Source organism: Neobacillus sp. PS3-40 (genome assembly GCF_030915485.1).
Taxonomy (GTDB): domain Bacteria; phylum Bacillota; class Bacilli; order Bacillales; family Cytobacillaceae; genus JAUZPL01.
The window spans coordinates 2,898,813-2,913,702 of record NZ_CP133266.1 but is presented as its reverse complement, the minus strand read 5'-3'; the positions used below and the strand labels follow the sequence as shown (position 1 = coordinate 2,913,702).

Sequence of the window (14,890 nt, the reverse complement as noted above, 5' to 3'; positions counted from 1 at the left end):
TAATCAATTCTTTTATAAAGAAAACTCGCCGATTGGCGAGCCCCTATGGGCGATGATTGCAACGAAAATGAGGTTTAGTTTTCCTTGCCTTGCATTTATCGACCTCATCCTCCAGCACTAATCAAAAGAGGACCCCTTCACTAAATCGAAGGAGCCCTTACTCTAGAACTCTTTACCTTGGTCGTTCCGCCGCATAAAAGCCAAAGGAGACATAATCCTGAACTGGAATCCATGCACCTATACCTTGTGATGTTACATTCTTAACTACAATAAATTTCTTACTTCCTTTTAGCATTAAGTAAACTTCACCGAAAGTAACTTTTCCTTTTTCATTTACTGCTGGTGCATAAGCATATAGATAGCCCAATCGATTGGAAGCAATATTATAGACATGATCATTTTTAGTCCCGCCTCCAATCACGGTATCAAAAGAAAGCGGTAGTTTTGTTTTTTCCATTGCTTTTAAGAGCATCATTTTCTTAACTTCTTCTGCATTGGAAATTTTCGCCGTTAAACCACCTCTTATTATCTTTTGTGCCTCTTGAACATAATGAATTTGGTACGGAACCTTGCCACCCCTATTATCGTAATAATTAGTATTTATTTTTTGATATTCCCAATTTGGGGAGGTTTCCGTCGATACATAGTTTAAAGGCCACTGGCCAAGATAAACAATTGCCCGATACCCAATTGCAAACGGTGTACTATTGATACTAGATTCATTTAGCATCCGAATTAAATCTGGATTCTCTATTTTAACTTTAGATGAATCGATCAATTTTTTAGTTAACTCACTCGGTTGTAATAAAGGTAAATCTTGCGTTGGATTTGGATACGTATTTTCTTTAGTAATATTTCGAACGGAAGAAGGCACTTGATACTGCGCTGGTCCACTTTTCTCAGGGATTTTTTCGGCAAAGACGGATGGTAGTAATGAAAGCATTAAAAGCAATGTCAATACTATTGAAGAGAATTTTTTCACTGTGTTGACTCCTTTCACTAAATAGCATTCTAATCACTCTACATAGTGTTTTCGTTGTTGATAGATATTATCCATTTTTAATCTAAATTTTAGTAAAGAAAATGTAATAATCGGAACATTTACAAAACTTGAAGTTTATATTATAATAAACCCATCCTTTATACAAAGGAGGGCAGTAATCAATTCGCGAAAGTTCTATTTAATAAGGAGGTTGGGATTTCCGTCTTATATGATATTCGGCACTCGTGTTTTCCTATTCAATGACTGAACAGGAAGGTTGGTGATTGATGGACCCAAAGTTAAAGCGATTGGTTTTTCCCTTAATGATTATTTTTAACAACGTACTTAATGATTAAATTATATGTATAAAGAAGACTCTAAGCCGAGCTGGCTTAGAGTCTTTTATTTAGCTAATCAGAATTTTATCCATAAATTCTGCTATCGCATAAGGGCAACTACGCTTCTGTCATCGCCCTTAGGGGCTCGCCAATCAGCGAGTTTTCTTTACAATAAGAAGAAGCCCAATCCCATTATGAAATATGCCGCAATTAAGGTAAGTCCCTCAAACCAATTGGATTCTCCGTCGTTAGAGATGATAATCATTAAAAATACCGAGGATACCATAGCGGTTAATTCTGGCCAACTGAATAAGAGCGGCATTGAAGTAGGAAAGAAAAGTGACGCAAGAACAAGAACAGGAGCAACAAACATAGCCACTTGAAGAGTAGAGCCAATCGCAATTTCAACAGCAATATCCATTTTATTTTTGTATGCCATTAAAACTGCTGATGCATGTTCTGCTGCATTTCCAACGATTGCGATAATAATTACCCCAATAAATAACTCCGTCCAGCCAAAGGATGTTGCAACATATTCGATGGTATGAACAAGGTGCTCTGATATATATGCAACCACTACAGTTGAAATTGCGAGAATTGCAATAGCTTTTCCCTTTCCCCATTCAGGTTCTTCTTCAAGATGTCCCTCTGATTCATCTTCATGCTGGTATACACCACGATGTGTAACAAGCTTGAAAAATAAGGCTGCTAAGTATAAAAAAATTAAAATAAACGAAATTCCTACACTTAATGTTAAGGTTTCAGTACTTTTCATATTTATTGAAAAAACTTCAGGGATGACAAATGCAACAATCACCGCAAATATTAACAAACCAGAATTATTCCTTGCATCATATACATTGAATTCTTGACGTTTGTATTTTAACCCGCCCATAAAAAAGGAAAATCCAGCAACAAGCAATAAATTCCCTAATACAGAACCTGTTATGGAAGCGAGAACAACTCCAACAAGACCAGCTTTCAAAGCAAAAATAGAAATAATTAATTCTACAGCATTCCCAAAGGTTGCATTTAATAACCCGCCAATTCGTGGTCCAGCTACAATAGCTAAGCTTTCGGTTGCTCTTCCCATAAAACCAGCTAACGCAATAATCGTTAAACAATAAAGAATGAACATTAGAATTCTCGACCAATGAAGATAGGCTCCTATAATCGAAAGTGGTACACCAAAAATCAGCATAAGTGTAAATATTTTGTTTGTCACCGCATTCCCTCCACTCTTTTCTCTCCTTCATCCCTTTATTCTGATTTTATTCTCTCCATTTCAACTTCATGTTTATTCTAATTCCATTCAAGTATCCTTCCTTAGCTTATCCAATATTAAATATTTACCTTGCAAATCTAACCTATTCTAGATAACATCGTTTATATACAAAATGTATTTTTCAATTTCCACAATCAAATCCAGGAATTTTCGAGGTAGTTTATGGAAAAGAAGTACTTTCAATTTTGGATATTGATCAGTATTGTTGCCATTTCAGGTTTTTCACAGGGGATGCTTCTTCCTCTCATTGCTGTTATTTTTGAAAAAAGTGGGATTTCATCATCATTAAATGGCTTAAATGCAACTGCTTTATATATTGGGATTCTGCTTGTATCCCCTTTTATGGAAGCACCTTTACGAAAATACGGCTATAAACCTGTACTAATCGCGGGTTCAGCATTGGTCATTCTCTCACTAGCCATGTTTCCTTTATGGAAATCTTTTTGGTTTTGGTTTACTCTTCGTCTTATTATCGGGATTGGAGATCATGCTCTTCATTTTGCTACCCAAACATGGATCACATCTTCCTCTAAAGAAAACAGAAGAGGACGAAACATTTCACTATATGGATTATTTTATGGGATTGGATTCGCATCTGGTCCACTTATGACACCATTAGTAAATGTTAATCCTTCCTTGCCTTTCATTGTTTCTGCCTGCTTTTGTCTTGTAGGGTGGTTATTTTTATTTACCCTTAAAAATGATTTTCCAGAGCATGAAATAGGTTTGAATTCTTTTGTTGAAACCATTAAACGTTTTTCAAAAGCTTGGAAATATGGTTGGGTTGCGTTTTTACCTCCTTTCGCCTATGGTTTCTTAGAATCATCATTAAACGGTATTTTTCCTGTCTATGGATTACGAATTGGGCTTGAGATAACAAATGTTTCTATTGTTTTGACTGCATTTGCGATTGGAAGCATTATTACCCAGCTTCCATTAGGAATACTTAGTGATCAATTTGGAAGAAGAAATATACTGGTAACTGTTCTTTTTCTTGGATTTTCAAGTTTTACTGTAGCAAGCTTTCTTGAACATTCTATTGTTGGACTAATCCTTTCATTTCTTATCGCTGGAATGGTTGTAGGTTCCACTTTTTCACTTGGAATTAGCTATATGTCCGATTTGATGCCAAAAAGTTTAATGCCTACTGGGAATTTAATGTGTGGGATCTTTTTCAGTATTGGCAGTTTAAGTGGGCCTATTATCGGTGGACTATTTTTACAGTTTTACAAAAGTATCAGTTTCTTCCATATCATAAGTACAATTCTATTCATTATTTTCATCATTATTTTTATATTTGGAAAAAGAACTCAACCAATTTTGAACAAAGTAACTTAAAATGATGGTGCTTTTTCTTTTTCAACGCATAAACTATATGGTAAGGTATAAATGGCAAGATATTCATATCATAACGTTCATAATTACTACGCTGTCATCATTTGATGACAGCTTTCGTGTTTTTATAAGGGTATTGATTCTGATTATTTCTATCACTTGAGTTAGCTTAGGGGGGATCTTACATGGGTTCAATAGCAAATGGGAAAGAAAAACGTCAAGAAAGAAATTTTTTGGTGAAAATTAAATTGTATGGAGAATTGATCGCAGCAGGATTTTGTGGCGTGCTGATTATAGCAGGCTGGTTATTTGATAGAAGTAATTACAACGAAATTTCCATTATTGCATACTTGTTTGCTTTTATCATTGGTGGGTATGCAAAAGCAAAGCAAGGCATCAAGGCAACATATCAATCAAAAAACTTAAATGTTGAAATGTTAATGATCTTTGCAGCCGCCGGGTCAGCAATTATCGGGTATTGGACAGAAGGTGCAATCTTAATCTTTATTTTTGCTGTCAGTGGCGCCTTAGAAACATATACGATGAACAAAAGCCATAAAGAAATTTCCTCTTTAATGGAGCTTCAGCCTGAAGAGGCCCTCCTAATCAACAATGGAATTGAAGAAAGGATTCCAGTTTCTGAACTTGTAGTTGGTGATCACATTCTAGTTAAACCTGGTGAACGAGTTCCTTCTGATGGTGTAATAACAAAAGGGCAATCCAACATTGACGAGGCCACTATCACAGGAGAATCCATTCCAGTTTCCAAAGGGGATGATGATGAAGTCTTTGCAGGAACGGTTAACCTTTCTGGAGCAATTATGGTCAAAGTGACAAAAGGCAGCAGTGAAACATTATTTCATAAAATTATCGAGCTAGTTCAATCTGCACAAAGTGAGAAGCCACCTTCCCAACTCTTTATAGAACGCTTTGAAGGTACCTATGTTAAAGTCGTTCTAATCACTGTAATCTTTATGATGTTTCTTCCGCATTTTTTACTTGAATGGAGTTGGCAAGAAGCCTTCTACCGTGCCATGATTTTACTTGTAGTTGCTTCACCCTGTGCACTCGTTGCTTCAATTATGCCTGCAACCCTCGCAGCCATTTCAAGAGGGGCACGTCATGGTATTTTATTTAAGGGTGGTGTCCATTTAGAAAATTTATGCCATTTGGAGGCAATTGCCTTTGATAAAACTGGCACGCTCACAAAGGGAAAACCGGAAGTAACTGAGATCATTGTGAAAGATGGGTTCAATCAAAACAACCTATTGTGGAAAGTAGCATCTATTGAGAACCAATCAAACCATCCGCTTGCACAGGCGATTGTAAAATATACAAAGTCTATCATTAAGGAAGACCTCCTTCATCCAGATAGTCTTGAAGATATACCGGGATTGGGAGTAATAGCAGAATTGAATGGTGAGCAATGGAAAATTGGGAAAGCAGATTTTGTCGGCAAGGAAACGGCCGAAGGATTTGCAAACGGAAAGGAAAATGAATTAGCAAACGAAGGAAACACGCTTGTTTTTGTCCAAATTAATGGAGAACTAACAGCAATGATCGCATTAAAAGATATTGTTCGAGAAGAAACAAAATTTGCCATTGACCATTTAAAAAAAGAAGGAATTTATACAGTTATGCTTACAGGTGATAGCGTCAAGACAGCTCAAGTTATTGCCGAAGAATGCCATGTAGACCAATTTTTCGCAGAATGCCTTCCAGTTGAAAAGGTGGAACAAGTCAAGAAATTGAAAACAAAATTTTCTACTGTTGCCATGGTTGGGGATGGGATCAATGATGCACCTGCACTTGCTACAGCAAATATCGGAATTGCGATGGGTGAAGGAACGGACGTTGCTTTAGAAACAGCCGACGTTGTTTTAATGAAAAATGATTTACCGCGAATTTCTGAGGCCATTCAACTATCAAAACGGATGAATCGGATAATTAAACAAAATATTATTTTTTCTATTTTAGTTATTATATTGTTGATTTCCTCAAATTTCTTCCAAGTTCTTGATTTACCATATGGAGTGATTGGACATGAAGGCAGTACGATCCTTGTTATACTAAATAGTCTACGGCTTCTGAAATAAAGAAGGATCTGTTGATTTTCAGTTCAATTTTCCCATCACTAAAGTCGAACAAACTTAAACAAAAGACCGGGGAAACCCGGTCCTTTTTTCGTTTAATGATATCCATTGGAGCCGTTTGCAGATCCTGAAGTTTTTTGCTTAGGGCGGCTTTTACCTTTTTGTTTTGTTCCGCCATCTTTTTTTGTATGCTTCGTCAAGTTTAAAACCTCCCTTTATGTTGGGTAACTACCCAATCATAGTGTTAACAAAAACCTTATTTTCATAAAGGAAAGTAATGGAGATCAGCAATTATTTTTACTCTTCTCACTATAAAATGCATTAATTTCTCCACCGAGTATAATTATGAACGCAGTTATATATAGCCATATCATTAGAACAATTATCGCTCCTATGCTTCCATAAGCAATGGAATAGTTGCTAAAATTACTAACATAAAAAGATAATGCCAAGGAGGAAGCAATCCAACCCACTGTTGAAAAGCCAGCTCCTGGAAAGGCACTCCTGCACTTCAATTTTATATTTGGTGCGATCCAATAAAGGGCGGTAAAAATAAGAAATAAGATAACAGCACTAACTAGCCAACGAAGTGTACTCCAAAGTATCAGGAATTGTTTAGAAAAGCCAAATTGGGAAAAAAGAAAAAGCCCAATCCCTTTTCCAAAAACCGGCAAGACTATTGCCACAATAATGACAATAAGCATACCAATAGTTAAAAGGACGGCCATTCCTCTTGAAACAATAAACGATCGGCTTTCCTTTACGTTGTATGCTTTGTTAAAGGCACTAACAATGGCACTAAGCCCATTTGATGCAGACCAGATTGTACCGATAACCCCAAATGATAGCAAACCACCATGACGATGCTTCATGATATCAATTAGATTTTTTTCAATTAAGTTCATCGTCTCACTTGGAGCAAATCCCCTTATAACTCCTAATATATCCTGATGTTGGATTGGCAAATAAGGTAACAATGTGAAAAGAAAAATAAGAAGCGGAAAGAGCGAAAGTAGAAAAAAGTATGCCAATTGTGCTGATAATCCTGGTAGATCATCTTCCTCAATCCGATGCCATAATTTTTTTAACAATGAAGAATTGATATCTGCAGCTTTTTCCATCTTTTCACCTCTATATTACAGTGCCCATTCTTCTTGATCGATATCAATTTCCTGCTTAGTGACCTCTTCTTTTTTTGAAAAAACCTCTTTTGTTTCTTTTAACAATTTCGTAACTTGAGGTGTGGCCTCCCGTAATTCTTCCACTTTTTCTGAAATATAGGATAAATCCTCGCTCACCTGCTCTACAGTGGCTTTGAATTTCAATGCCGCTTCTTTAACCTGTTCAGAAATTCGCCTTGGGTTTTTAATGATATTTGTTGCCTTTTGACAATTTCCCTTCATGACTTGGCGTGTCTCTCTGTCTAATAAACTTAATGCGCCACCAGCTAAAGCCCCCAAAAACATACCTTTTAAAAATTTATTGGACATAGTCAACCTCTCCTTAATCAATATGTAGAATAGCTTAATTTTTATGTTTTCATCCTTCCCACATTCATTTTACACCAAACATTTTAGTCGTTATGATTAATTCAAATTTGAATTTGTTGACATTCTGTTCGGAACGTGGAAAGATTGTGAAAAAAGCGGAAAGGATGAGCTTCGTGAATTTATCGCAAAAATCATCTGAAAATGTAGAATATATGATTGAAAAAATAAAAGAAAAGCTAAGAGTACTAAACTTTGGTGCCATCAAATCTTCTCATTTTGATGGGGAAATGTACGAAGAATTAAAAGAAATTTACGATATGGTTATGAGAAAAAATTCCTTTAGCCCTAATGAGATGCAAGCCATTGCTGAAGAACTCGGAAACTTACGAAAACAATCGTAAAAGAACAGGTCCCAAAAGACCTGTTTTTTCATTTTTGCTATACAATAATACAAGTTTTGCTTCCTTTTAATCCTGATCTGTTAAAATGATTGTGCCCTCTTTTGTGATAGCAATGGTATGTTCGTATTGTGCTGAGTACTTACCGTCAATCGTCCTTGCTGTCCAGCCGTTAGAATCCATTTTCGTTTGGTATCTTCCAATGTTAACCATTGGCTCAATTGTAAAGACCATTCCTTCTTTCAGTCTTGGGCCTTTGCCTGGTAATCCATAGTGGGGAACCTGCGGTTCTTCATGAATAACAGTTCCAATCCCGTGTCCAATAAAATCACGAACAACAGACAGATTTTCACTTTCAACATAAGTTTGAATGGCATGGCCAATATCGCCAATTCGATTCCCAATTACGGATTGCTCAATTCCTCTATAAAGTGCTTCTTTTGTTACTTTTAATAAATGCTCTGTTTCCTGTGAGACATTACCGATAGCATAGGACCAGGCCGAATCTGCTAGAGCACCGTTATAATTAACAACCATATCAATTGTGACAATATCCCCTTCTTTTAAAGGTTCCCTTCTAGGAAAACCATGACATATTTCATCATTGATACTAGCGCATGTGGCATACTCATATCCCTTATAACCTTTTTGCTCAGGTGTTGCATGATGTTTTTTCAAAAAGCCTTCGACAAACTCATCTATTTCCCATGTAGTGATTCCTGGTTTTATTAATTGTGCGAGTTCTTTATGAACTGAAGCAAGAATTTCACCTGCACTTTTCATCATTTCAATTTCACGCTTCGATTTTAGAACGATCATTATTTACTCTACCTCTCTTCTGTTGTTTTCCCGTATTTATCTAATTTGGTTTAAATATACTCTCTCTTTTATATTAGCCTTAATTTCTACTTTTTTCAAAGTTTCCTAAATCCGAATTTATGAAAATCCTTATTTTGACTTTTCGAAATTATGGTGCAAATAAACTGCTTTACACACTCTATTCCTTTTTGAGATACAGTATGTGAAAATGCCTAAAAATCTACAAGATTGTCTGAAATGGCTTTTATTTAGGCTCTTGTCTTAAACTTTGATGTTATTTGAAGGTAATATGTTATATCGGTTTATCGATAAAACAGTGGGTAATTTTCAAGAAAAGAGCACGATATCATTGTAATTACCTGTTTTAGACTAGGTACGTAAAACAACAATCTGTACAAAAATAGCCTTTATTTAAAATAACTTTGTTCTTAATATGGAATTACTTCATTTGCTTTGGTAAAATAAAATTATCTAAATTGTTGGGTGTGTGAGACTCATGATCGGTGATCGCGTAAAACTACTTCGCCTTGAAAAGAAAATATCATTATCCGAACTAGCTGATCGGGCTGGAGTTGCAAAATCATATTTAAGTTCTCTTGAAAGAAACCTTCAACAGAATCCCTCTATTCAGTTTCTCGAAAAGATTGCATCTGTCTTAAAGGTTCCAGTTGACCATTTAATTCATGATCAAATCAATAAGGAAGAATTAGATAGTGAGTGGATGGGCATTGTAAAAGATGCAATGATCTCTGGAGTTTCTAAAGAGCAATTTCGGGACTTTCTTGAATTTAATAAATGGCGAGTAAACCAAAATAATAAAGATTGAGGCTGCTTAAAAAGCTTGCCTCTTTTTTATTGCCTTTTAAAGTTTTTGTGAAATTTCGACGAAAGAATTTACATTTTTTCTTAATTTCAATGAATGAGGAATATAATGCTATTTATTCATATGAATTTTAAGATTATTTTGTAATTACTTGATGCATTTTGTATAAAAAAAAGCTTCACTACCTTTTTACAATTGACAAAAAACAACACCGTAATTAAAAAGAACTATTTATAATAAAAAAGCAGACAAAGCTTAAGTATAAAAGTCCTAGATCAAAATAAAAAACACACTGTATATCATGCTTAAGTAATAGCTATAGACAGAAAAAGGCAAACCTATTGAAAAGTAGGGACGCAAAGCTTCGGATCTACAGTAAACAATTCATTTACTATGATAGCCGGGCTGCTCTGGAATACGAATGTATTTTAGGGGTGAGATTTTGGTACGGATGACTAAGACGGTTGAGGATATGGATGTAGAATGGATGGCACTTATCTTAGAAGCAAAGAAATTAGGGATAACAAAAGAAACAATTCGTGATTTTCTTGACCAAAAAGGGGTAAATAATTTTTTTATTGAAAACCGATGACCTACATAACTGAAAAAAAGTATTCCTCTTACACACTTATGAGGAATACTTTTTTTTTCTTTGGCTTTGTTAAATTATATTATAAGTAAAATGATTTTAGAATCATTTGAGCGACAACGCGGTGTCTGTCAAATGATCCTAAAATCAATAATGATCTTTAATATAGCCTTTTCTATTAACGAACCTTACCTTAAGGCGAGAATTCAATTACCTATTCTCGGAAGAATTAAGATTTCTACCCGCCTGTTCCGTGATTTTCCATCAGTTGTATTATTGGATGCAACTGGCTGGAACTCCCCAAATCCTTTGGCACTAAACCATCTCGGATCTAATTTATGATTATCCAAAATAACTTTCATAAAATTAACTGCTCTCATTACACTAAGTTCCCAGTTAGAGTCATATTGTGAATTACTAATTGGCACATTGTCTGTATGCCCGCTAATAATAATATTTCTTGGCGGATCCATAACCAATAAATTAGCTATTTCATTTGCTGTTTTTAAATCTATATCCCGTACATCTGCACTCCCTGAATTAAAGAGGACATTATCTCTAATCGTTACAAGAAGCCCCTCATCTGTTAAGGAAGTTTGTAGCTTGTTTGAAAGGTTATTTTTTTGAATATATGTATTGACCTTTATCTGCAATGCCTTTAATTCTTGCTGATCCTTTGCCAGAGCAAGTTTTTCCTCTTCCTTTTGTTTCACTGCTGCTAAGTCTTCACTTTGTAATTTCTCTTTTTTCTGGTCCTTTTTTCTTTGGATGGGTGTATCAATTTGTCCTTCTGGCGTAGGTGATTTATAATTCAGCAGTCCAGTCCCACCAGTAAACATTTCATTAAATGATTTTGATAAAAGCTGGAATTTTTGAGCATCCACAGAACTCATTGCAAACAAAACAATAAATAGGGCTAATAACAAAGTCAATAAGTCTGCATAAGGAATTAACCATGATTCATCCATATGATCATCAACATGTTTTTTTTTTCTGTGCCTACTCATCCTTAACCACAACACTTTCTCCAAGGAATTTCTTCCTTTCACCAGCAGGTAAGTAGGAAGCTAGCTTCTGCTCAATTACTCTCGGTGCTTCCCCTTCAAGAATGGATAAGATCCCTTCAATCATCATTTGTTTTAAACTGATTTCCTGCTTTGACTTTCGTTTTAGCTTGTTGGCAAAAGGGTGCCATAATACATAACCTGTAAATATTCCTAGAAGCGTTGCCACAAATGCTGCTGAAATTGCATGACCTAGCTTGTCCGTATCATCCATATTACTTAAGGCAGCAATCAATCCAAGCACTGCTCCTAAAACTCCAAGAGTAGGGGCGTAAGTACCTGCTTGTGAGAAGATAGCGGCACCTGCAAGATGGCGCTCTTCCATTGCATCGATTTCTTCTGTAAGGACATCTCTTATGTAATCTGCACTTTGTCCATCAACAGCAAGAGATAAACCATTTCTTAGAAAATCATCATCAATTTCACCTGTTTTCACTTCTAATGCTAGTAATCCCTCTTTCCTAGCAAGCTGTGCCCACTCTGAGAACATTTGAATGAGGTCACCTGGATTAAGTAGCTTCTGCTCTTTAAAAAGAACGGCAAAAAGCTGTGGAACCCTTTTTATCTCATTTGTAGGAAATGCAATCGTTACTGCAGCAATCGTTCCTAAAATAATAATTAAAATAGCGGCTGGATTAGCTAATGCTACTAGACTTACACCCTTCAAAACCATTCCAACACCAATTGCTAATACACCAAGTACAACTCCAATTATCGACGTTTTATCCATATCTCTCTCACCCATCTTGTTGGAACTTTCATTTCTTTTTGTATCTTTTTTACCTCTTATTCAAAAATATATTTTCCTTTCTCTTTATTTCGACATAATTCTATTATTCTTTAGGGCCTAGTATAATTTTCGCAAAGGAAATATGACAAGTTTATTCACCATTGACAATACAATTTATTATAGGAAGTTTCTCACTCCAGCAATTGCATTAGTCGCTAACGCTTTAGCAGGTTTACCGTTTCTCTTAATCATACGTCAGCTTCAAAAGGGCTGATTCGATATGAATCAACCCACTTTTTGGTTAAATATGGCCAATTTTCTGGGGATCACGGACAATGCCTGGTTCACCTGGGACCCAATTGGCAGGGAGCCCCTCCCCTGTCTTTTTCGCATATTGAAGCCCTTTTAATAAACGAATATGTTCACCAAGATTCCTTCCAACTTCTCTTGGGTATATAAATTTTGCTAAAATGATTTGTTCAGGATCGATGAAAAATGATGCTCTGAACGCAGCCCCAGATTCCTCATTCAATACTCGGTAAGCTCGGCTGATTTCTTGATTTCTATCACTTACTAATGGATAGGTAACATTTTTAAGTGATGGAGAAGTTTCCATGAAAACCTTATGTGAATAGATACTATCTGTGCTTAAAGCTAGTACTTCTGTATTTAGTCCTTGAAGGTCTTTATAGACAGCGGCGACCGCCGCAAGCTCCGTTGGTCAGACAAAGGTAAAATCACTTGGGTAAAAGAAAAGAAGCACCCATTTCCCTTTATAGTCATGTAAATTCACTTTTTTTATTTCTCCATTCGTAATGGCATCTGCTGTAAATAATGGGGCCCTATCATCACGAGTTGCATGATAAAAAGAGGGGCATGCTGCCAGATCACTCACATTCAATTCATTGGTCATTTTTTATCCTCCTTGGTTACATTTCCCTTATATCTTTATGATGAAAAGAAGCTGATCGCCTCAAAAAATTCAAAATTCAACAATATATCTACTCTTCGCAAAAAATAAGACGCTGAAAACACCATATTGATTTTTTAGGCTTTCGTTTATGAAAGTTCCATAATATTTCTTCCATTTTTGGGTATCCTACTTTTAGGAAACGAAAGGAGTGTTGATATTGGGACGCGGTGAACATTTTAATCATAAGAAGAAGAACCATCCTGGGGAATTTCCAAAAAACAGTCTAACGGAAAAACACACGAAAGAACGCATTGAAGACGAAGAATTAATTGTTACTCAGGAAGCATTTAAAAATAGGATTGAAGAAGATTAAATTCGGCGTGGATTGCTCCACGCCTTTTATTTTTTTGGAGAAATTCATCACATTTTATTAGGCTAATTCAGCAGGATTGATGTTTTTAATGTGATTTTTCATATACCATTGATAAATCCATCGTTTTTAGCAACTCAGCTGCGTTTTCAATATCCTTAGAAAAAATGCGATCCTGTTTAATTGAAGGAACCCGTTCCCGACCCTTCTCAAAAAGATTCCTTGTTTGAGTTGCCATTTTCTCAACACCACGAATCTCCACCGCTTGCATGGCGCAAATGTATTCAATCGCAATAACTCTTCTAGAATTCTGAATGATTTGATATGCATGTCTTGCAGCAATCGTTCCCATACTAACGTGGTCCTCTTGATTTGCAGATGATGGAATTGAGTCCACACTTGCTGGGTGGGCCAACGTTTTATTTTCAGAAACAAGGGCCGCTGCTGCATATTGCATAATCATTGCTCCAGATTGAAGGCCTGGTTCAGGACTTAAAAATGGCGGGAGATCATTTAACTGCGGATTAACTAACCTTTCAACCCGTCTTTCAGAGATATTCGCCAGTTCCGCAACAGCTATTTTCATAAAATCCATTGCAAATGCTATCGGCTGACCATGAAAATTTCCACCAGAGATAACCTTTTCTCCCTCATCAAATATTAATGGGTTGTCTGTTGCTGCATTCATTTCAATTTCCAGCTTTTCCTTTACATAGTCAAGTACTTGCCAAGAAGCTCCATGAACCTGTGGAATACATCGTAAGGAATAAGCATCCTGAACTCTTAATTCCCCTTGAACTGTTGTTAATAAACTATCACTTAAATATTCCCTAATTCTTTTAGCGGTTTCAATTTGCTGTTTATAGCCTCTTGCAAGATGGACCTCTTCTGCAAAAGCATCCATGATACCATTTAGGCCTTCCATCGTTATTGAAGCGATTAATTCACTTTCAAATGCTAACTGTTCTGCCTCAAGATAGCCTACAACCCCCATTGCTGTCATTGCTTGCGTTCCATTGATGAGTGCAAGGCCTTCTTTTGCCTCCAGTGTCAATGGGCATATTCCTTCATGTTGAAGTGCTTCAAGTGAATCCATCCGAGCCCCTTTGTAAAAAACTTCACCTTCCCCAACCAACACTAAAGCTTGATGTGATAGCGGAGCTAAGTCCCCACTTGCCCCAAGCGACCCCTGTTGCGGAATAACGGGAAGTATTTCTTTATTTACAAGTTCGATTAGCCTTTCAATGATAACTGGTCGAACACCCGAATATCCCTTTAAAAGTGCATTTGCACGCAACAACAACATCGCTTTTGATACCATTTCAGGAAATGGATCTCCTACTCCACATGCATGGGAACGAATCAAGTTAAGTTGAAGCTCCCCTACATTTCCCTTATCGATTATTACATCACTAAATTTCCCAAATCCCGTATTAATTCCATATACAACCTTTTGATCAGATACGATCCGTTCAACTGCCTCCCTGCTTTTCTTAACTTCCTCCATACTTTTTAGCGAAACAGTGACCTTTTGTTTTTGAAATAGTACCTTTTTCACATCTTCTAAAGTTAGATTTTGCCCCGTTAATATAACCACATTTCTCACCTCTACCTCTCTAATTAAATAAAGAAAGAGGCTGGATTCCTAATCTACATTAGAT

Annotated in this window: 15 protein-coding genes and 1 riboswitch; of the genes, 6 read left to right on the top strand and 9 right to left on the bottom strand. The window is 36.2% G+C overall.

The window, feature by feature from the left end:
- Nucleotides 1-172: 172 nt before the first annotated feature.
- Together RCG20_RS14205 and cax are read right to left on the bottom strand one after the other, a co-directional pair.
- Nucleotides 173-982 carry a YfkD famly protein gene (locus RCG20_RS14205; RefSeq protein ID WP_308180786.1) on the bottom strand — a complete coding sequence of 270 codons (810 nt, stop codon included), beginning with the start codon at nucleotides 980-982 and terminating at the stop codon, nucleotides 173-175.
- 504 nt (nucleotides 983-1,486) lie between these two features.
- The gene (cax, locus tag RCG20_RS14200) at nucleotides 1,487-2,545 is read right to left on the bottom strand and encodes a calcium/proton exchanger (RefSeq protein WP_308180785.1); all 1,059 of its coding nucleotides are present in this window, start codon (nucleotides 2,543-2,545) and stop codon (nucleotides 1,487-1,489) included.
- A gap of 222 nt (nucleotides 2,546-2,767) precedes the next feature.
- Here cax and RCG20_RS14195 point away from each other — a divergent pair, with 222 nt between their 5' ends.
- Both RCG20_RS14195 and RCG20_RS14190 read left to right on the top strand, forming a co-directional pair.
- On the top strand, nucleotides 2,768-3,943 hold the full coding sequence (locus RCG20_RS14195) for an MFS transporter (protein ID WP_308180784.1): 1,176 nt from the start codon (nucleotides 2,768-2,770) through the stop codon (nucleotides 3,941-3,943).
- A 182-nt stretch (nucleotides 3,944-4,125) separates the two neighbouring features.
- Entirely contained in the window at nucleotides 4,126-6,036 is a 1,911-nt protein-coding gene (locus RCG20_RS14190) for a heavy metal translocating P-type ATPase (RefSeq protein ID WP_308180783.1), read from the top strand.
- Between the two features lie 281 nt (nucleotides 6,037-6,317).
- Here the strand turns inward: RCG20_RS14190 and RCG20_RS14185 are convergent, their stop codons facing one another.
- Together RCG20_RS14185 and RCG20_RS14180 are read right to left on the bottom strand one after the other, a co-directional pair.
- Nucleotides 6,318-7,154, bottom strand: coding sequence for a YihY/virulence factor BrkB family protein (locus tag RCG20_RS14185; RefSeq protein ID WP_308180782.1), 837 nt, complete (start codon nucleotides 7,152-7,154; stop codon nucleotides 6,318-6,320).
- Between the two features lie 15 nt (nucleotides 7,155-7,169).
- Complete coding sequence (locus tag RCG20_RS14180) at nucleotides 7,170-7,523, bottom strand: YtxH domain-containing protein (RefSeq protein WP_308180781.1); 354 nt, start codon at nucleotides 7,521-7,523, stop codon at nucleotides 7,170-7,172.
- A gap of 173 nt (nucleotides 7,524-7,696) precedes the next feature.
- Here RCG20_RS14180 and RCG20_RS14175 point away from each other — a divergent pair, with 173 nt between their 5' ends.
- Nucleotides 7,697-7,924: a DUF1128 domain-containing protein gene (locus RCG20_RS14175; protein ID WP_308180780.1), complete on the top strand. Its 228-nt coding sequence runs from the start codon at nucleotides 7,697-7,699 to the stop codon at nucleotides 7,922-7,924.
- 66 nt (nucleotides 7,925-7,990) lie between these two features.
- On the opposite strand, the gene map is transcribed toward RCG20_RS14175, so the two are convergent.
- Entirely contained in the window at nucleotides 7,991-8,740 is a 750-nt protein-coding gene (map, locus tag RCG20_RS14170; RefSeq protein WP_308180779.1) for a type I methionyl aminopeptidase, read from the bottom strand.
- A gap of 496 nt (nucleotides 8,741-9,236) precedes the next feature.
- Here map and RCG20_RS14165 point away from each other — a divergent pair, with 496 nt between their 5' ends.
- Both RCG20_RS14165 and RCG20_RS14160 read left to right on the top strand, forming a co-directional pair.
- A complete protein-coding gene (locus tag RCG20_RS14165) occupies nucleotides 9,237-9,566 on the top strand; it encodes a helix-turn-helix domain-containing protein (RefSeq protein WP_308180778.1) in 330 nt (109 codons plus the stop codon).
- 318 nt (nucleotides 9,567-9,884) lie between these two features.
- Nucleotides 9,885-9,976: riboswitch (cyclic di-GMP riboswitch) on the top strand.
- A gap of 38 nt (nucleotides 9,977-10,014) precedes the next feature.
- Complete coding sequence (locus RCG20_RS14160; protein ID WP_308184351.1) at nucleotides 10,015-10,155, top strand: anti-repressor SinI family protein; 141 nt, start codon at nucleotides 10,015-10,017, stop codon at nucleotides 10,153-10,155.
- A gap of 203 nt (nucleotides 10,156-10,358) precedes the next feature.
- Here RCG20_RS14160 and motB read toward each other — a convergent pair whose 3' ends face one another.
- The 3 genes from motB to RCG20_RS14145 all read right to left on the bottom strand — a co-directional run bounded on the left by motB (nucleotide 10,359) and on the right by RCG20_RS14145 (nucleotide 12,859).
- Entirely contained in the window at nucleotides 10,359-11,159 is an 801-nt protein-coding gene (gene motB, locus RCG20_RS14155) for a flagellar motor protein MotB (RefSeq protein WP_308184350.1), read from the bottom strand.
- The gene (gene motA, locus RCG20_RS14150; RefSeq protein ID WP_308180777.1) at nucleotides 11,152-11,946 is read right to left on the bottom strand and encodes a flagellar motor stator protein MotA; all 795 of its coding nucleotides are present in this window, start codon (nucleotides 11,944-11,946) and stop codon (nucleotides 11,152-11,154) included. The genes motB and motA overlap by 8 nt, the downstream gene beginning before the upstream one ends.
- 301 nt (nucleotides 11,947-12,247) lie before the next feature.
- The gene (locus tag RCG20_RS14145; RefSeq protein ID WP_308180776.1) at nucleotides 12,248-12,859 is read right to left on the bottom strand and encodes a peroxiredoxin; all 612 of its coding nucleotides are present in this window, start codon (nucleotides 12,857-12,859) and stop codon (nucleotides 12,248-12,250) included.
- Nucleotides 12,860-13,076: 217 nt separating this feature from the next.
- Here RCG20_RS14145 and RCG20_RS14140 point away from each other — a divergent pair, with 217 nt between their 5' ends.
- A complete protein-coding gene (locus RCG20_RS14140) occupies nucleotides 13,077-13,232 on the top strand; it encodes a hypothetical protein (protein WP_308180775.1) in 156 nt (51 codons plus the stop codon).
- A gap of 85 nt (nucleotides 13,233-13,317) precedes the next feature.
- Here the strand turns inward: RCG20_RS14140 and hutH are convergent, their stop codons facing one another.
- On the bottom strand, nucleotides 13,318-14,826 hold the full coding sequence (gene hutH, locus RCG20_RS14135) for a histidine ammonia-lyase (RefSeq protein ID WP_308184349.1): 1,509 nt from the start codon (nucleotides 14,824-14,826) through the stop codon (nucleotides 13,318-13,320).
- Nucleotides 14,827-14,890 lie beyond the last annotated feature (64 nt).